The sequence below is a fragment of the Nocardia sp. PLKS1-43 genome, assembly GCF_059510335.1.
Genome location: NZ_JCAJZQ010000020.1, coordinates 15,153 through 32,180 on the forward strand (window position 1 = coordinate 15,153; position 17,028 = coordinate 32,180).

The following is a 17,028-nucleotide window of genomic DNA, read 5'->3' on the forward strand; positions in this document are numbered from 1 at the left end:
CCGTTGGTTCGCGGGACCGGAGATGCGGCGGCGTCACGCGGCATATAGCGTGCTCGAAAGGCACGTCCGTCCGGCCCATGTGGAGAAGCAGATGACAATCGACGCCCAGTCGGGTGCTGAGGGGCGTGTGGACGCCTACTTCGGGATCAGCAGGCTCGGATCGACCGTGAAGCGCGAGATCATGGCCGGGACCGTCACCTTCCTCGCGATGTCCTATGTGCTCGCGGTCAACCCCGCGGTGCTCGGTGATCACGGCACGTTGGGGGCCAAGGGAATTCCCACCCAGGCGGTGTTCACCGCGACCGCCGTCGCCGCGGTGGTCGGCACCCTGGTGATGGGGCTGTGGGCGCGCTACCCCATCGCGCTCGCGCCGGGGATGGGGCTGAACGCCTTCTTCGCCTACTCGGTGGTGCTCGGCATGGGCATCCACTGGCAGGTCGCGCTGTCGGGCACGCTGCTGTCGGGCGTGATCTTCTTCGTGCTCGCGATCACCAAGATCCGCGAGAGGATCATCGACGCCATCCCGATGCAGCTGAAACTGGCCGTCGGCGCGGGCATCGGCATGTTCGTGGCCTTCCTGGGCCTGAAGAACGCCGGGCTGGTGGTGGCCAGCGAGTCGACGTTCGTCCATCTGGGCGACTTCACCAAGGGCACCACCCTGCTGGCGCTGTTCGGCCTGCTGGTGACGGTGATCTTCCTGGTGCTGGGCTGGCACGGCGCGGTGCTGTACGGCATCGTCGCGACCACGATCGTGGGCATCGTCAGCGGGCTGGTCTCGCTGCCGCACGCGGTGGTGGCCATGCCGCACGGCCTGGACAAGACCTTCGGGCAGGCCATCGTCAATCTGCCGCACGCCTTCACCGGGCAGATGGCGATCGTCGTGTTGACCATGCTGTTCGTCGACTTCTTCGATGCCTCGGGCACGTTGATCGGCATCGCCAACCAGGCCGGGTTGCTCACTCCCGAGGGCAAGTTGCCGCGCGCGGCGCAGGCATTCGCCTCGGATTCGATCGGCACGGCGGCCGGTGCGATCATCGGCACGTCCACCACCACCGCCTACGTGGAATCCACCGCCGGCGTCAGCGCCGGGGGACGCACCGGCATCACGGCGGTTTCGACCGCCGGGTGGTTCCTGATCGCGATGTTCCTGTTTCCGGTCTTCGACGTCGTCGCGGGCGCGCCCTCGGTGACCGCCCCGGCCCTCATCGTCGTCGGCGTGCTCATGTCCCGGTCTCTGGGCGCCATCGACTGGGGCGAGCTGGAATACGCCATACCGGCGTTCATCACCGTGATCATGATGCCGCTGACCTACTCCATCGCCAACGGCATAGCCATGGGCCTGCTGTTCTATCCGATCGTGATGGTCGCCAAACGTCGCGGCCGGGAGGTCCACCCGGTCGTGTGGGTGTTGGCGGTGATCTTCCTGGCCTACTTCTTCTTCCTGGCCAACAGGTGATTTTCGCGATCGGGCGAACCGGCCGGCGCCCGATGTCGTGGTCTCGGCAGACGCGGTCCGCAACGCTGCTCCCGCCGACCATCGAGACCGATCGCGAGGATTCGAAATGACCGTCGACACCACCGCTCCACACGCTCCGCACATATCCGCCGTCGAGTCGCTGGGCACGGACATCGGCATGCTCGTGCTCCGGGTCGGCAGTGGTGGTCTGCTGTTCGTCACCGGAAGCGAGAAACTGCTCGGCTGGTTCCACGGCGCCGGATGGCAGCGGACCAATGAAAGTTTCGAACGGATGGGATACCAGCCGGGCAAGGTTTTCGGCACCCTCGCCGGGGTGTGTGAATTCACCGGCGGCGCCCTGCTCGTACTCGGGCTGCTGACCCCGCTGGCCGCGGCCGTCGTCATCGGGACCATGATCAACGCGGTGCACGTCACCTGGCCGCACGGCCTGGTCGCCGCCTCCTCGGCGGTGCTGCTGATCGTCGCGGCGACCGCCCTCGGCTTCGCCGGACCGGGGCGGATCTCATTGGACCACAACCGCTTTTGGGGTCGCCGGGGAATCGTCTGGGGCCTGGGAGCCGTCGCGCTCGGAGTCGTCGCCGCGGCGATAACCCTCCTGGTGAAGTAGGCCCTACTTCGCCGCGGCGTTCAACCGCCGCAGGGCCTTGACCACGACCTCCGGGTCCGCGGTCTCCCAGTAGGGCGGCAGCGAGGCGCGCAGGTAGGAGCCGTAGCGGGCGGTGGCCAGGCGGGAATCCAGGACGGCGACCACGCCGCGATCGTCGACGCTGCGCAGCAGGCGGCCGGTGCCCTGGGCCAGCAGCAGGGCGGCGTGGTTGGCCGCGATCGCCATGAAACCGTTGCCGCCGCGGGACTCCACCGCCTTCTGCCGGGCCACCAGCAGCGGATCGTCCGGGCGGGGGAACGGGATGCGGTCCAGGATCACCAGGCTCAGCGACGGGCCCGGGACATCCACGCCCTGCCACAGCGACAACGTGCCGAACAGCGAGGTCTCCGGATCGTCGGCGAATTTGCGCACCAGCGCGCCGGTGGCGTCCTCGCCCTGGCACAGGATCGGGGTGTCCAGGCGCTCGCGCAGGGCCTCGGTGGCCGCCTTGGCCGCGCGCATCGAGGAGAACAGGCCGAGCGTGCGTCCGCCCGCGGCGCGGATGAGCCGCTCGATCTCGTCCAGATACGCCGGGGCCAACCCGTCGCGCCCGGGGGCGGGCAGGTGTTTGGCGACGTACAGGATGCCGGACTTGGCATGGTCGAACGGCGAACCGACATCCAGCGAATTCCACCGCACGCTATCCGAATCCGACGGCGCCTCACCGCCGTTGGCCAGGGAGGCGTCCACCCGGTTCGCCGACTGCGCGGGCAGGCCCCAGGTGATCGCGAGCCCGTCGAACGAGCCGCCCACCTGCAGCGTGGCCGAGGTCAGCACCACCGTGGCGGTGCCGAACAGACGGCTTCGCAGCAGTCCGCCGACCGAGAGCGGGGCCATGTGCAGGGTGCGGCGGGCGATGCCGCGCAATTCGTCGGCGGCCAGCCAGATCACGTCCCGGCGTGCGGCCGGATCGGACTCCTCGAAGGTGGTCAGTGCACGCACCGCGGCGTCGTGCACCTCCTCCACCGCCGACAGGGCCATGTTGCGGGCGGCTACATCGTCCGGATCGCCTTGTGGCGCACCGGAACCCGGCGGCGCCAGGGCGGTGCGGGCGTTCCATGCCGCGTCGCGGATCAGCGCCAGCACCGGGCCCGCGCCGCCGGGCAGCTGATCCCAGCGGCCGGGCGGCAGATCCTCGAGCAGGTCGTGCCAGGCCTCCGCCGCGCCCTCGAGCCGATCGACCTCCTGCTCGTCGACGAGTTTGGCGCAGCGTTTGGCGGCCGCGCTGATGGCGCCCGTGGACAGCTCCGCGGTGGCGACGCCGGTGACCCGGTCGACGAGTTCGTGCGCCTCGTCGATCACCACGACGTCGTGTTCGGGCAGCACCTGCACACCGCTGATCGCGTCGATGGCCAGCAGTGCGTGATTGGTGACCACCACATCGGACTGGCCGGATTCGGCGCGGGCGCGCTCGGCGAAGCAGTCGGTGCCGAACGGGCAGCGCGACTTGCCCAGACATTCCCGGGACGACACGCTCACCTGCCGCCACGCCCGATCGGTGACGCCCGGGGCCACCTCGTCACGGTCGCCGGTCTCGGTGTCCGAGGCCCAGTCGTTGAGCCGTTGCACCTCGCGGCCCAGCCGCGAGATGGCGAACGCGTCGAAGAGTTCGGCCTCGGGTTCCTCGTCCGGAATCGCGCTGTTGATCTTGTTCAGGCACAGATAGTTGTTGCGGCCCTTGAGGATCGCGAATTTCGGCCGCCGGCCCAGCGGACCGGCCAGCGCCTCGGCCAGCCGCGGCAGATCCCGGTCCACCAGCTGTCGCTGCAACGCGATCGTCGCGGTGGAGACCACCACCGTGCGCCCGGTCTGCACCGCGTGCCGCAGGCTGGGCACCAGATAGGCCAGCGATTTGCCGGTACCCGTGCCGGCCTGCACGGCCAGATGCTCCTTGGTGTCGATCGAGTGCGCGACCGCGGCGGCCATGGTCTGCTGCCCCTTGCGCGCCTTACCGCCGAGCGCTTCGACGGCGGTCGTCAACAGGGTCGGCACGGGCGGGAGTTCGGGCACGCTGGCAGACTATCGCTGGACTACGACAAGTCCGTTGCCCGGCCCTCAGCTACGAATCCGGAATTCGGCCGAAGTTCCGGTGAAGGGGATGCGCTCGCCGCTGTGGCTTTCCGAATCGCCGTAGTAGCGGATCCGGTACCTGCCCTCGGGGGTGTCGGCCGGGCTGTTCCAGGTGATGGTGACCAGCGAACTCGAGGCCGGGCCGCGCTTCCAGCGGAAGGTGGTGGACCAGTCGCCGTCGTCGGCGACCGGGCGCCAGCGGCCCGCGTCGTAGCGTTGCACCATCAGGTACGTGCCGCCGCGATGCAGATCGCGGTTGGGGTGGGCGCCGGCGAATTCGACGACCACCTTCTGGCCCGCCCGGTAGGAATCTTCGGGTTCGGTGATCACATCGCCGAAATGTTTGCCCGCGGGCGGAAAGTCCGGCGGCAGCACGGTTTTCGCCGGTTTCTGCTGGTCGGCCAGATCGGGGGCGCAGATGCCGGGCGAGACGGGCTGCCCGTCTCGCATCGCGGTCGCCAGCCCGGACACCACCTGCTGCAGGGCCGGGAGTTCCCACCGCCCGAACAGCGTGCTGGCGCCCTCGTAGCGCTGCTCGTCGTACTCCTCGGGAGTGGTGATGTAGTGGATGTACGCGTTGGCGTACCCGGCGACCAGGACGTTCGGCAATTCCGCGCCCATGATCTCGGCCACCGTGCGCCGCAGGCGCAGACCTGCGGTGATGGTCACCTCACCGGGGATGCCGATCAGGAACAGCTCGCCGATCCGGACCAGCTGAACCGGTGCGATCGCCTGCACGTACGGTCCGCCGAAACGGTTCAGCAGGCTGCTCGGTGCGACGATCGTCTTGGGCGACTGCGCGTCCCGCAGCTTCGAGTTGAACCTGTACGCGATCCGGGACATCCAGTCCCACAACGGGTTACGTCCCTCGTGGAAGGTCTTCCAGTTGGTCGGGCCGTCGAAACTCGCACCGGCGAACGCGGATGCGCCCCCGGCGGGCTTGGCGGTGCGGTGTTCGGCGCCGTCGCCGGTGAACTCCGCGGAGACCGTCATCGCGGACAGATCGACGTGGATCAACCGGCAATCGATGTCCCCGGCCATGCGCGGCATGTATCCGTCGGAGAGTTTGGCGGCGGCCTCGTACTGCCGCAGGCCGATGATGCGGGTGTTCTCGACCTCGTCGTTGGTCGGGCCGTGACCGGGCGCGCCCTCCAGATTCGGCGAGACGTCGCCGGCATTGGTCTGCGCGAACGCCGCGACGAAATCCGGATCGTCCGAATCGATCAGATAGTCCACGCCCTCGACGACGCGTTCCCAGTGATAGGCCGCGTACCCCTTGTTGTCGCCGCTGATCAGCGTGTTGCGATTGGTCATCGAGGTGTTGTGCGCGGCGAACCAGTCGATCGCGCCGACCGGCTCGCCGTCGCGGTCGATGCGCAGCAGGGTGGTCTGCGGATCGATCGCGTCGGGGAAGAAATCCTTGTCCGCCTGCGGGTTTCGATCGAATGCCGCACGCGAGCGGTTGACGCTGGCATCGCGCAGTTCACCGTGCGCCAGGCGCAGGGTGGCCGGGGCCAGATCCTCGTGCGCGCGCTCGACCGCCTCCACGATGCCCTCGACGATCGCGCGGAACGTCGCGGGCCGGAACCCGTCGGTGGTGCGGTTGTAGAGCTGGTGATGCGAATAGCCGCCCGGCCCGCAGTGGGTGTGGGTGGCGGTGATCATCACGTTGGATTCGCTGTAGGTGTCGCCGAACCGGCCGGCCAGGCGGCGCAGCACCTCCTGGGTGATGCTGGAGAAGATCAGCGGCAGATCGTTGATGATCAGCAGCACCCGGTGATCGGTGATCGGATCGGCGAATACGAAGGCGCGCGAACGCAATCGGGTGTGGATGCCGGAACTCTTCTGATCGGCCATGCCGTATCCGAGCATCCCAGCCTCGGCCGGTTCGCCGGTGATATCGGCGATCGCGCGCCCGACCCGATGTCGGTCGGTCGAGTAGTTGGTGTCGGACATGACCTCGTCTTCCCTAGTGTTGGAACCGGCCTGTGGACCTGGTCCAGTCTTCAACACCGCCAAACTAGTCGTGCGAGGGGCTACCCGCAGAGCGAATGCCCACTCATGACTCGGCGTGTCCGGTGAGTTCGATTCCGGCGGTGCGCATCTGCCGCAGCGCGGTCTCGGTGGTAGCGGGTGAAACACCCGCGGTCAGGTCCAGCAGCACCCGGGTGCGCAGGCCCGCCGCGCGGGCGTCCAGGGCGGTGGCGCGCACGCAGTGATCGGTGGCGAGGCCGCAGATGTCGACGGTATCGATCCCCTTCTCGCGCAACCACTCCGCCAGTGGCCGGCCGGATTCGTCGGTGCCCTCGAAACCCGAATACGCCGCGGTGTACGCGCCTTTGGAGAACACTTCCTCGATCCGGGTGGTGTCCAGATCCGGGTGGAAGTCCGCGCCGGGCGTGCCGACGCGGCAGTGCGGCGGCCAGCTGTCCACGTAGTCGGGCTCGTCGGAGAAGTGCGCGCCGGGATCGATGTGGTAGTCGCGGGTCGCCACGATCGCGGCGTAGCCGCTCGCGCCGAGGTATTCGCTGATCCGCCCGGCGACCGCCGCGCCTCCGGTGACGGCCAGCGAACCGCCTTCGCAGAAATCGTTCTGCACGTCCACCACGATGAGTGCCCTGGTCATCTTTCGTACCTCGAATTCGCTTGCCGGTATGGGTGGGTCACCGCAGGAAGGTGGTCGGGATCGCCGGTTCGCCGGGCGAGAGCTTCAACCCCTCCCAGGGCAGGCTGACCAGGCCGGCGGCGACCAGGTCACGGCTGTCCGCCAGAGCCGGGCGGTCGTCGACGATCTTGCCGGCGCGCACCATCGGCGCCAGCAGCTCGCGCGCCTGGAAACCGTCGGTCTCCGGCGCGGGATCCGATGCGGGATAGACGATCTCCTCCACGATCGTGCCCGTCTGCCGGGACAGCCGCACCGCGCGCTTGGTGCCGCCGCGCGACTCCTTGTGGCTGCTGCGCTTGGCCACCGGCACCCCTTCGACCTCGACCAGTTTGTAGACCATTCCGGCGGTCGGCGCGCCCGATCCGGTCACCAGCGAGGTGCCGACACCGTAGGCGTCGACCGGCTCCGCGCGCAGTGCGGCGATCGCGTATTCGTCCAGATCGCCGGAGACCACGATGCGGGTGCGGGTCGCGCCGAGGGCGTCGAGCTGATCGCGCACCTGCCGGGCCAGTACCCCCAGATCGCCGGAATCGATGCGCACACCGCCCAATTCGGGCCCGGCCACCTCGATCGCGGTGGCCACGCCCTGGGTGATGTCGAAGGTGTCCACCAGCAGGGTGGTGCCGACGCCCAGCGCCTCGATCTGGCTGCGGAACGCCGCCGCCTCGTGCGCGCCGTCCGAACCACTGTGCAGCAGGGTGAACGCGTGCGCACTCGTGCCCGCGCCGGGAACCCCGTAGCGGCGCACCGCTTCCAGATTGGACGTCGCGTCGAATCCGGCCAGATAGGCCGCCCGCGCGCTGGACGGGGCGGCCAGCTCGTGGGTGCGCCGCGAGCCCATCTCGATCATCCGCCGTCCGGCCGCGGCGCTGACCATGCGCGCGGCCGCGGCCGCGATCGCGCTGTCGTGGTTGAGGATCGACAGGATCAGCGTTTCCAGCACGACGCATTCGGCGAAGGTGCCGCGCACCGAGAGAATCGGCGAGCCCGGGAAATACAGCTCACCCTCGCGATAGCCATCGATATCGCCGCGGAACTCGTAATCGCGCAGCCAATTCGTCGCGTCCGCGTCCAGGAATTTCGCGGCGACCTCGAGTTCGGGCTCCCGGAAACGAAATTCGGCCAGCGCGTCCAGCATTCGTCCCGCGCCCGCGGCGACGCCGTACCGGCGGCCGTGCGGCAATCGTCGTGCGAATACCTCGAAGGTGCATTGCCGATGCGCCGATCCGTCGGCCAGTGCGGCCGCGAGCATGGTGAGTTCGTACTGGTCGGTCAGCAGCGCGGTGCTGGCTGCGACATGTGCGGTGTCCACGTCGCCACTGTAGACAGAATCGGCGTGCGGATCCCGGGGCGAGTGCGCCGAAACGACGTCGGTCGGGTGTTGTTTCCCATGCGTCGAGTCGTACCCTGAGAGTTATGGGCTTGTGCATGAAGGACGCCGTCCGGGTCGCCGCCGATTCGGGCGGAGTGAACACGATGGCGGTGCACGGGGCGGGCCCGAGGGTGATGATGGCGGGCCAAGCCGTTCCCGAGGCGGTCGAGGCCAACGAGATCCTCGAGGCGGAAGATCGGCCGTGGGTGACGGTGGTCTGGGACGACCCGGTGAATCTGATGCATTACGTCACCTACATCTTCCAGAAGCTCTTCGGGTACAGCAAAGGCAAAGCAACCGAATTGATGCTCCAGGTGCACAACGAGGGAAAGGCGGTGGTGTCGTCGGGATCGCGGGACAGGATGGAACATGACGTGCAGCGTCTGCACGCCGCGGGCCTCTGGGCGACCATGCAACGTGACGAATGAGACGGGCGACTACCGTAATCCCGTGCGCAAGTGGAGCAGAAAGAACTCGCTGAGCGGGCTCAAGCTGCGGTCCGAGATGGACGCGCGGGAGGCCGACGTGCTTCGCTCGCTGGTCGGGGCCGTCACCGGACTGCTCACCGAACGAGCTTCCTCGGGTCCCGACGACGAGCTGGCCGCGCTGACCGGGCTACGGATCGGCAACGCCACACCCCCCGACGACCCCCGGCTGGCTCGCCTGCTGCCGGATTTCCATCGCCCCGAGTCCGGTTCGCCCGATGCCGACCGGGCCGACCTCAACAGCGCGCTGCGCAGCCTGCACGAGCCGGAGATCATCGATCGCAAGGTGGCCGCGGGTTCGGTGGTGCTGGAAACCCTGCCCCCGCGCGGCGGCAAGATCCTGATCACCCCGGAACAGGCCGATGCCTGGCTGACCGCGCTGAACGACGTGCGGCTGGCCCTGGGCACGGCCATCGGCATCGACGCCGACACGCCCGACCAGCTGCACCCGGACGATCCGCGCGCTCCGCATCTGGACGTATATCACTGGCTCACCTGGATGCAGGACTCGCTACTGAGCGCACTGGCCCCCTAGGAAATTTCCTGATTCGAATCTCATTGCGCGAAAGTATTGACATCTCCCGCGACCACCGGATTTCCCGGGGCGGTGCGGGAAATGCGGGGGCTGCGGCGCCGGACCTGGGAATAGCCGAATATTCTGGGCCGTTGAGGACAGCGTTCCGGCCCGCGCGGTACGGAAATCGCGGGTGTGGAACGGAAGGGATGCGACAGTGCTGGTGATCAGGGCCGACCTCGTGGACGCGATGGTGGCGCACGCGCGCGCCGATCATCCGGACGAGGCGTGCGGGATCATCGCCGGGCCGGAAGGTTCGGACCGCCCCGAGCGGTTCGTCGCGATGATCAACGCCGAACGCTCGCCGACGTTCTACCGCTTCGATTCCGGCGAGCAGCTGCGGGTGTGGCGCGAAATGGACGACCGGGACGAGGAAGCGGTCGTGGTCTACCACTCGCACACCGGGACCGAGGCGTACCCGAGCCGCACCGACATCTCCTACGCCTCCGAGCCGAACGCCCACTACGTGCTGATCTCCACGCGCGATCCGGAGCAGCACGAGCTGCGCAGCTACCGGATCCTCGGCGGCGAGGTCACCGAGGAACCAGTCCGGATCGTGCCCGCCTACGTCGGCGCGTGATCCCTCCCGACCAGCAAGAATCAAGGAGTCCCCATGCCGGTAACCGTGTCCATCCCGACCATCATGCGTCCCCTCACCGGAGGTGAGAAGCGGGTGCAGGCCACCGGCGCCACGCTCGCCGCGGTGATCGACGACCTCGAGGCCAACCACGCGGGCCTGCGCGACCGGCTGCTCAAGGACGGAAAGCTGAACCGGTACGTCAACATCTACGTCGACGACGAGGACGTGCGTTTCACCGGCGGGCTCGAGGCCGAGGTGCCCGAGGGCGGCACCGTGACGATCCTGCCGGCGGTCGCCGGCGGCGCGCGCTGAATTACCGTGGCGCGCTACGAATCGCTGATCGAGACCCTCGGCAATACGCCGCTGGTGGGTCTGCGTTCGCTGTCCCCGCAGTGGGAGGGCGAGGACCATGTGCGGCTGTGGGCCAAACTCGAGGACCACAATCCCACCGGTTCGATCAAGGACCGGCCCGCGCTGAAGATGATCGAAGAGGCCGAGGCGCAGGGCCTGCTGCGTCCCGGTTGCACGATTCTCGAGCCGACCAGCGGTAATACCGGTATCTCACTGGCGATGGCGGCCAAGCTCAAGGGTTATCGCCTGGTGTGCGTGATGCCGGAGAACACTTCCGTGGAACGTCGCCAGCTGCTGACCATGTTCGGCGCCGAGATCATCGATTCGCCGGCCGCGGGCGGCTCGAATCAGGCTGTGGCGCTGGCCAAGAAGATCGCCGCGGAGAATTCCGAATGGGTGATGCTGTACCAGTACGGCAATCCCGCCAATGCCCTTGCGCATTACGAGGGCACCGGACCGGAGATTCTCGCCGATCTGCCGGAGATCACGCATTTCGTGGCCGGGCTGGGAACCACCGGAACATTGATGGGTACGGGACGTTATCTGCGCGAGCACGTTCCCGATATCGATATCGTCGCCGCCGAGCCGCGTTATGGCGAACTCGTCTACGGCCTGCGCAATCTCGACGAGGGATTCGTCCCGGAACTCTACGACGAATCCGTGCTCACCTCTCGTTTCTCGGTCGGCCCCTACGATGCCGTACGCCGCACCCGCGAATTGGTCCTGCAGGAAGGAATTTTCGCGGGTATTTCCACCGGCGCGATCCTGCACGCCGCGCTCGGTGTGGCGGGTAAGGCGCGGAAAGCGGGCAAGCGCGCGGATATCGCCTTCGTGGTCGCGGACGGCGGATGGAAATACCTGTCGACCGGTGCTTACGACGGCACCCTCGAAGAGGCCGAGGACAAACTAGAAGGCCAACTTTGGGCTTGAATTTTTGGCCTCCGCTTCGCGCCGAAAACCTTTGGGGTTGGCGTCGTTGAGCCTTTCGCTTCGCGGGCGACTTCCAGCGGGACGCCAGGCGCTTCGCCGCTGGGCGCGTTTGGTCATCGCTTCGCCTCGCTTCGGCGGGAGTTTCGATCGGCGGGGGCATCGGGGAGTGCAGTTCGGGGGTGAGGTTCAGGGGTGCTTCGGGATCGGGGTGGGGCGGCGGGTCAGTCAGTACGCTGGTAGGGGTGAGGTTCGGATTCCCAACCGCTCTGCTCTTGCCGGGGTGTATCCGGATCTCGCCAGGAGGTGAGGTCCGATGACCGCGGGGATGGGATCGTCGTTCGATCCGGATCGGATCGCTGCCCTGCGCGGGCAATTGGACAAGAGGTCCGGCGGTGTGTCGCGCGCGGCGACGAAACAGTTGTGGGCGCGGGCCATCGCGATCACGCTCGGGTTCGTCGCGCTGCTGTACGTCGTCGAGGGGATCGACGTGATCGCGGGGCACGACCTGGACCAGGCCGGGATCCGCCCGCGCAGCGCGGCGGGGCTCGAGGGGGTGGCGTTCGCGCCGCTGCTGCACGCGAACTGGGCGCACCTGATGGGCAATACGTTGCCGGTGATCGTGCTCGGACTGCTGACGTTGCTGACCGGTATCGGCCGCGGGTTGGCCGCGACCGCGATCATCTGGGTGGTCAGTGGCTTCGGCGCCTGGCTGATCAGCGCTTCCGGGACGGTCACGGTCGGCGCGTCGGGCCTGGTGTTCGGATGGCTGTTGTATCTGATCTCGCGAGGGCTGTTCGCGCGCAACGTCTGGCAGATCGTGCTGGGCGTGATCGTGGGACTGCTCTACGGCGGGATTCTGTGGGGCGCGCTGCCCGGACAGGCCGGAATCTCGTGGCAAGCACATCTTTTCGGCGCGTTGGGTGGACTGATATCCGGTTGGGTACTCTCCGGAGATGAACGTCGTCATCGTCGCGGGGATAGTGTCGGCCGCCTCGCCTCGCCGTGACGACTGCGGAACCCGGCCGACGAGTTGGGGGATCCCCTCTTGACCAGTAGTGCAGCGTGGGAGCATGGGGGAATGCGCCTTACCGTCATCGGGTGCTCGGGCAGCGTGGCCGGCCCGGATTCCCCAGCGTCCGGCTATTTGCTGACCGGCCCGGAGATGACTCCGACGGTGATCGATTTCGGCCCCGGCGTATTGGGCGCATTGCAACGTCATCTGGATCCGGGCGAGGTCGACATCTTCCTCACCCATCTGCACGCCGACCACTGCTTGGATCTGCCGGGCCTGCTGGTGTGGCGGCGGTACCACCCGAATCCGCCGAGCGGGCACGCGATCGTGCGCGGTCCCTCGGACGCGCCGCTGCGGATCGGCAACGCCTCGGCCGAGGTCGGCGGGGAATGCGACGACTGGTCCGATGTGATCGACATGCGCGCCTGGAAAGAGGGCGAGTCGATCACCTTCGGCCCGGGGCACACCGTCACCGCGCGCCGGATGTACCACCCGCCCGAGTCGTACGGTCTGCGGATCACCACCAAGGCCGGGCGCACCCTGGTCTATACCGGGGATACCGCGCTGTGCCCGGCGGTGTTCGAGCTCGCGCAGGGTGCGGACGTCCTGCTCGCCGAGGCGTCCTGGACGCACGACCCCGGCAATCGTCCCGAGGGCATCCACCTGTCCGGTACCGAGGCCGGGATGGTCGCCGCGCAGGCCGGGGTGGGTGAGCTGCTGTTGACCCATATTCCGCCGTGGACCTCGCGCGAGGACGTCATCGCCGAGGCCAAGGAACAGTTCACCGGTCCGGTGCACGCGGTTTCGCCCGGTGAGGTCTTCGATATCTAGGTCCGCCTCGTGCGGCGCCGTCCGGACTCCCGGGGGGAGCGCGGATTTGGGGGAACGCCTACCACTAGGCTGCTGGCTGTGTCGAGACGAGCCGATGGCAGGGCGGACGATCAGCTCCGCGAGGTCCGCATCACCCGGGGATTCACCACGCATCCCGCCGGGTCGGTGCTGGTGGAGTTCGGGCAGACGCGGGTGATGTGCACCGCGAGCGTCACCGACGGGGTTCCCCCGTGGCGTCGCGACTCCGGATTGGGTTGGCTCACAGCCGAATACGCGATGTTGCCCGCGGCGACGCACACCCGCAGCGGCCGTGAGTCGGTGAAGGGCAAGGTCGGCGGCCGGACCCAGGAGATCAGCAGGCTGGTCGGGCGCTCGCTGCGCGCCTGCATCGATCTGGCCGCGATCGGGGAGAACACCATCGCCATCGATTGCGATGTGCTGCAAGCCGACGGCGGCACCCGCACCGCCGCGATCACCGGCGCGTACGTCGCGCTGGCCGACGCGGTGACCTATCTGGGGGCGGCCGGGCGGCTGGCCGACCCGCAGCCGATCTCGTGCATGATCGCCGCGGTGAGCGTCGGCGTGGTCGACGGCCGGGTCCGGCTGGACCTGCCGTACGAGGAGGATTCGCGCGCCGAGGTCGATATGAACGTGGTCGCCACCGACACCGGCACCCTGGTCGAGATCCAGGGCACCGGCGAGGGTGCGACGTTCCCGCGCTCCACGCTGGACAAGCTGCTCGATTCCGCGCTGTCCGGATGTGAGCAGCTGTTCACGGTGCAGAAGGAGGCGCTGGCGCAGCCGTATCCGGGCGTGCTGCCCGAGCCGGAGAAGAAGAAGTAGTGGCGCGCCGGGTACTGGTCGCCAGCCGCAACGCCAAGAAACTCGGCGAGCTGCGGCGAATTCTGGCCGAGGCCGGTGTCGAGGGGCTCGAGATCGTCGGACTCGACGAGGTGCCCCCGTACGAGGAGGCCCCCGAAACCGGCGCGACGTTCTCCGAGAACGCCCTGGCCAAGGCCCGCGACGGCGCTGCGGCCACCGGATTGGCTTGTGTCGCAGACGATTCCGGTATCGCGGTGGACGCGCTCAACGGTATGCCCGGTGTGCTGTCCGCGCGCTGGTCCGGCCGCCACGGCGACGACCGGGCCAACAACGATCTGCTGCTGGGCCAGCTCGCCGACGTCCCCGACGAGCGTCGCGGCGCCCGTTTCGTCTCCGCCTGTGCCCTGGTGGCCGGCGGCCGCGAGGTCGTCGAGATCGGCGAATGGCCCGGTCACATCGCCCGCAAACCGTCCGGCGACGGCGGCTTCGGCTACGACCCGCTCTTCGTCCCGGACGGCGGCACCGTCTCGGCCGCCGAACTCACCCCCGCCGAGAAGGACGCCGCGTCCCACCGCGGCCGCGCTCTGCGCGCCCTGCTCCCGGCCCTGGCCGCCCTCGCCGAGTGACTCTGGATCTTCTTCGACTCGATACCTCCATGTACAATATCGTGTACATGGAGGTGAATATGAAGGTCATGACGATGTCGGAGTCCAGGGCTGCCTATGCGGCCACACTCGATGCGGTGATCAACGATCAGGAGGAGGTCGTGATCACCCGCCCAGGCGGGGAAAATGTCGTGATGATTCCGCAGCGTGAATACGAATCATTGCGTGAGACAGCGTATCTGCTGTCCAGTGCTGCCAACGCTCGTATCCTCACACGCCGGATCGCGGAACTGCGCGACGGTGTCGGTGAGCGTCACGAGCTGCTCGAGGACGAGGCCGAATGAGGAAGGTCACCTTCCACCCCGAGGCGTGGGAAGAGTACCTGTACTGGCAGCGTGAGGATCGTCAGATCCTCCGGCGTATCAATCAGTTGGTGGCCGACACATGTCGCAATGGAAACGAAGGTATCGGAAAGCCCGAACCGCTCCGAGGTGATCTCAGCGGATTTTGGTCGAGGCGAATCAACCAGGAACATCGCTTGGTGTACACCATTACTGCAGACGAGATGGTGATCGTCGCCTGCAGATTTCACTACGGTCGTTGATTCGCGTCAGAAGTTGTAGGTCTGTTTGACCTGCTTGGCGTTGGTGTGTTCGACGAAGAAGGACAGCAGGGGGATGGTGCCTGCCAGGAGGGTGCCGATGGTGCGGCCGACGGGCCAGCGGACCTTGACGGCGAGGTCGGCGGTGACGATCAGGTAGACGAAGTAGACCCAGCCGTGGACCACCGCGATCCAGTTGGGGGTGTGCACGCCGAAGCCGTACTTGGCGATCATCTCGGCGCACAGCAACAGCAGCCAGGTACCGGTGGCCCAGGCCAGGACGCGGTAGCGCAGGAACGCCGGGCGGACCTTCGCCGCGGAAGCGCCGCGCGCGGGTGCGGCCGGGGCACTGGCCGCCGGTGTGCTCGCTGCGGCGGTTTCGATGTTGTCGCTGGCGCTCAACCGGCGCTCCTCTCGGTCTCGCGGGCGTCGAGCCCGGCCTCACGCATCTGCTCGTGCAGGTCCTGGGCGTGCAGTTCGGCCAGATACCTGTTGTATTCGGCGAGCACCGGATCCTGCTCGTGCCGCACGGTCGGCCGCTCGGGCAGGATGCCCGCCGGAATCTCGCGCTGCACAGCGGGTTTCACGATCTCGGGCCGCTCGGACTCGGGGGTGTCTGCCTCGCGTTCGAGACGGACGAACCGCACGTAGGCGAACACCACGAATCCGGCGAACAGCGGCCACTGCAGTGCGTAGCCGAGATTCTGCCCCGTCCCGGTCCCGGATTGGAATCGCCCCCACTGCCACCAGCCCAGTGCCAGGCAGGTCAGCGCCGCGACGATCACCAGAACGATCAGCGCGGGACGGCGGTGCGGAGCGGACACAGCTTCTACGGTACTCGTCTACTACACGTTCCGTAGGGGCAGGTCCGCTCCCGGCGGCCGATCACCGGTCACACCGGAAGTACGGCCGTGACCGGCGCGACAGCGGGGCTCGGGCGGGGCCGGGGCCACGATTCGATCAGAACGTGTAGTGCACACCGGTGAGCCGCTCGGATTCGTCCCACAGCCGGCGTTGCAGTTCCCGGTCCTGGGACAACTTGCTCGACGGCGACGCCTGCACCGGTCCCTGGCTGCCGAACAACCGGGTCGGGCCCCAGTACTGGTTCGGGTCGGCATCGGGCATGGTCGCCGCGAACAGGCTCGAGTGCGCGGCGCGGGCGGGGGAGTGCCCGATCAGCGCGACCGCCGGCTTGGCCACCTTGTCCATGAGCGTTTCGGTCCGGGTGAACAGATCGGTCGCCGAAACTCCCGGGTGCACCGCGTAGGAGCGCTTGGGCGATCCGGCCTCGCTCAGGCGGCGCTGCAATTCCCGGGCGAACATCAGGTTCGACAACTTGGACTGGGAGTAGGCGAGATTGCGCTGATAGCGGCGGTGCTCGTAGTTCAGGTCGTCGATCCAGAGCTTGGGCGTCTGGCGGTGCGCGATGCTGGCCAGGGTCACCACCCGGTCGCGAATCCGGTCCAGCAGCAGCCCGGTCAGCGCGAAATGGCCGAGATGGTTGACGCCCCACTGGGTTTCGAATCCGTCCTTGGTGCGTGAGAACGGTATGTTCATCAGCCCGGCGTTGTTGATCAGCACGTCGAATTCACCGGTGCGCTCGGCGAATTCACGGATCGAGGACAGATCGGCCAGATCCAGCGCCGCGACGGTGACCTCGCCCTCGATGCCGTCGGCGACCCGCTGCGCGGTGGCGGTGTTGCGGCAGGCCATGATCACGCCGGCGCCCTTACCGGCCAGCACTGCGGTGGTGTTCTTGCCGATGCCGCCGTTCGCGCCGGTGATGACGAATGTGCGACCGGTCAGGTCGGGAATTTCACTGGGTTTCCAGGCCATTGCGCGGACCTTTGCTGGTGTGGTCGTCCGGGCAGCGCCCTGCTGCCCCGCCGGGGATCTTACTTTGGAGTAAGGTCTCCGGAAAGGGATCGCCGAGAAGCGACTTTCCAGCGTGTCGCGGCAGTTCGCCGACGGCCGATCGTACCGGCCGCGGCTCGTGTCCTCCCTCTG

At 67.7% G+C, this 17,028-nt stretch carries 20 protein-coding genes; 13 read left to right on the forward strand and 7 right to left on the reverse strand.

Annotation, left to right across the window (positions count from 1 at the left end):
- Positions 1 to 91: 91 nt before the first annotated feature.
- Together AC5WS7_RS38435 and AC5WS7_RS38440 are read left to right on the forward strand one after the other, a co-directional pair.
- Positions 92 to 1,456, forward strand: coding sequence for an NCS2 family permease (locus AC5WS7_RS38435; protein ID WP_495959575.1), 1,365 nt, complete (start codon positions 92 to 94; stop codon positions 1,454 to 1,456).
- A 106-nt stretch (positions 1,457 to 1,562) separates the two neighbouring features.
- On the forward strand, positions 1,563 to 2,084 hold the full coding sequence (locus AC5WS7_RS38440; protein WP_495959576.1) for a DoxX family protein: 522 nt from the start codon (positions 1,563 to 1,565) through the stop codon (positions 2,082 to 2,084).
- Positions 2,085 to 2,087: 3 nt separating this feature from the next.
- On the opposite strand, the gene AC5WS7_RS38445 is transcribed toward AC5WS7_RS38440, so the two are convergent.
- The 4 genes from AC5WS7_RS38445 to AC5WS7_RS38460 all read right to left on the reverse strand — a co-directional run bounded on the left by AC5WS7_RS38445 (position 2,088) and on the right by AC5WS7_RS38460 (position 8,170).
- Positions 2,088 to 4,133 carry an ATP-dependent DNA helicase gene (locus AC5WS7_RS38445; protein ID WP_495959577.1) on the reverse strand — a complete coding sequence of 682 codons (2,046 nt, stop codon included), beginning with the start codon at positions 4,131 to 4,133 and terminating at the stop codon, positions 2,088 to 2,090.
- 45 nt (positions 4,134 to 4,178) lie between these two features.
- On the reverse strand, positions 4,179 to 6,149 hold the full coding sequence (locus tag AC5WS7_RS38450; RefSeq protein ID WP_495959578.1) for a neutral/alkaline non-lysosomal ceramidase N-terminal domain-containing protein: 1,971 nt from the start codon (positions 6,147 to 6,149) through the stop codon (positions 4,179 to 4,181).
- Positions 6,150 to 6,252: 103 nt separating this feature from the next.
- A complete protein-coding gene (pncA, locus tag AC5WS7_RS38455; protein ID WP_495959579.1) occupies positions 6,253 to 6,819 on the reverse strand; it encodes a pyrazinamidase PncA in 567 nt (188 codons plus the stop codon).
- 37 nt (positions 6,820 to 6,856) lie between these two features.
- Positions 6,857 to 8,170, reverse strand: a complete 1,314-nt coding sequence (locus AC5WS7_RS38460) for a nicotinate phosphoribosyltransferase (protein WP_495959580.1) — start codon at positions 8,168 to 8,170, stop codon at positions 6,857 to 6,859.
- A 194-nt stretch (positions 8,171 to 8,364) separates the two neighbouring features.
- On the opposite strand from AC5WS7_RS38460, the gene clpS reads away from it, so the two are divergent.
- From clpS to AC5WS7_RS38515, 11 genes are all read left to right on the forward strand, one after another.
- Positions 8,365 to 8,658: an ATP-dependent Clp protease adapter ClpS gene (gene clpS / locus AC5WS7_RS38465; RefSeq protein WP_495959654.1), complete on the forward strand. Its 294-nt coding sequence runs from the start codon at positions 8,365 to 8,367 to the stop codon at positions 8,656 to 8,658.
- A gap of 22 nt (positions 8,659 to 8,680) precedes the next feature.
- A complete protein-coding gene (aosR, locus tag AC5WS7_RS38470; protein WP_495959655.1) occupies positions 8,681 to 9,250 on the forward strand; it encodes an oxidative stress transcriptional regulator AosR in 570 nt (189 codons plus the stop codon).
- A 196-nt stretch (positions 9,251 to 9,446) separates the two neighbouring features.
- Positions 9,447 to 9,869, forward strand: coding sequence for a M67 family metallopeptidase (locus tag AC5WS7_RS38475; protein ID WP_495959581.1), 423 nt, complete (start codon positions 9,447 to 9,449; stop codon positions 9,867 to 9,869).
- A 33-nt stretch (positions 9,870 to 9,902) separates the two neighbouring features.
- Entirely contained in the window at positions 9,903 to 10,181 is a 279-nt protein-coding gene (locus AC5WS7_RS38480) for a MoaD/ThiS family protein (RefSeq protein ID WP_495959582.1), read from the forward strand.
- A gap of 6 nt (positions 10,182 to 10,187) precedes the next feature.
- A complete protein-coding gene (locus tag AC5WS7_RS38485) occupies positions 10,188 to 11,150 on the forward strand; it encodes a PLP-dependent cysteine synthase family protein (protein ID WP_495959583.1) in 963 nt (320 codons plus the stop codon).
- A 313-nt stretch (positions 11,151 to 11,463) separates the two neighbouring features.
- Positions 11,464 to 12,156, forward strand: coding sequence for a rhomboid family intramembrane serine protease (locus AC5WS7_RS38490; RefSeq protein WP_495959584.1), 693 nt, complete (start codon positions 11,464 to 11,466; stop codon positions 12,154 to 12,156).
- Between the two features lie 72 nt (positions 12,157 to 12,228).
- Positions 12,229 to 12,993, forward strand: a complete 765-nt coding sequence (locus AC5WS7_RS38495; protein ID WP_495959585.1) for a cyclic nucleotide-degrading phosphodiesterase — start codon at positions 12,229 to 12,231, stop codon at positions 12,991 to 12,993.
- Positions 12,994 to 13,071: 78 nt separating this feature from the next.
- Positions 13,072 to 13,836, forward strand: a complete 765-nt coding sequence (gene rph, locus AC5WS7_RS38500) for a ribonuclease PH (protein ID WP_495959586.1) — start codon at positions 13,072 to 13,074, stop codon at positions 13,834 to 13,836.
- Complete coding sequence (locus AC5WS7_RS38505; RefSeq protein ID WP_495959587.1) at positions 13,836 to 14,441, forward strand: non-canonical purine NTP pyrophosphatase; 606 nt, start codon at positions 13,836 to 13,838, stop codon at positions 14,439 to 14,441. The genes rph and AC5WS7_RS38505 overlap by 1 nt, the downstream gene beginning before the upstream one ends.
- Positions 14,442 to 14,470: 29 nt before the next feature.
- On the forward strand, positions 14,471 to 14,764 hold the full coding sequence (locus tag AC5WS7_RS38510; RefSeq protein ID WP_495959588.1) for a type II toxin-antitoxin system Phd/YefM family antitoxin: 294 nt from the start codon (positions 14,471 to 14,473) through the stop codon (positions 14,762 to 14,764).
- Complete coding sequence (locus AC5WS7_RS38515) at positions 14,761 to 15,024, forward strand: Txe/YoeB family addiction module toxin (RefSeq protein WP_495959589.1); 264 nt, start codon at positions 14,761 to 14,763, stop codon at positions 15,022 to 15,024. Before AC5WS7_RS38510 ends, AC5WS7_RS38515 begins: the two co-directional genes overlap by 4 nt.
- 6 nt (positions 15,025 to 15,030) lie before the next feature.
- Here AC5WS7_RS38515 and AC5WS7_RS38520 read toward each other — a convergent pair whose 3' ends face one another.
- From AC5WS7_RS38520 to AC5WS7_RS38530, 3 genes are all read right to left on the reverse strand, one after another.
- Positions 15,031 to 15,405 (reverse strand): DUF3817 domain-containing protein, encoded by a 375-nt coding sequence (locus AC5WS7_RS38520; protein ID WP_495959656.1) that lies wholly within the window; start codon positions 15,403 to 15,405, stop codon positions 15,031 to 15,033.
- A 14-nt stretch (positions 15,406 to 15,419) separates the two neighbouring features.
- Positions 15,420 to 15,845, reverse strand: a complete 426-nt coding sequence (locus tag AC5WS7_RS38525; protein ID WP_495959590.1) for a transcriptional regulator — start codon at positions 15,843 to 15,845, stop codon at positions 15,420 to 15,422.
- A 136-nt stretch (positions 15,846 to 15,981) separates the two neighbouring features.
- Complete coding sequence (locus AC5WS7_RS38530) at positions 15,982 to 16,857, reverse strand: oxidoreductase (protein ID WP_495959591.1); 876 nt, start codon at positions 16,855 to 16,857, stop codon at positions 15,982 to 15,984.
- Positions 16,858 to 17,028: the final 171 nt, after the last annotated feature.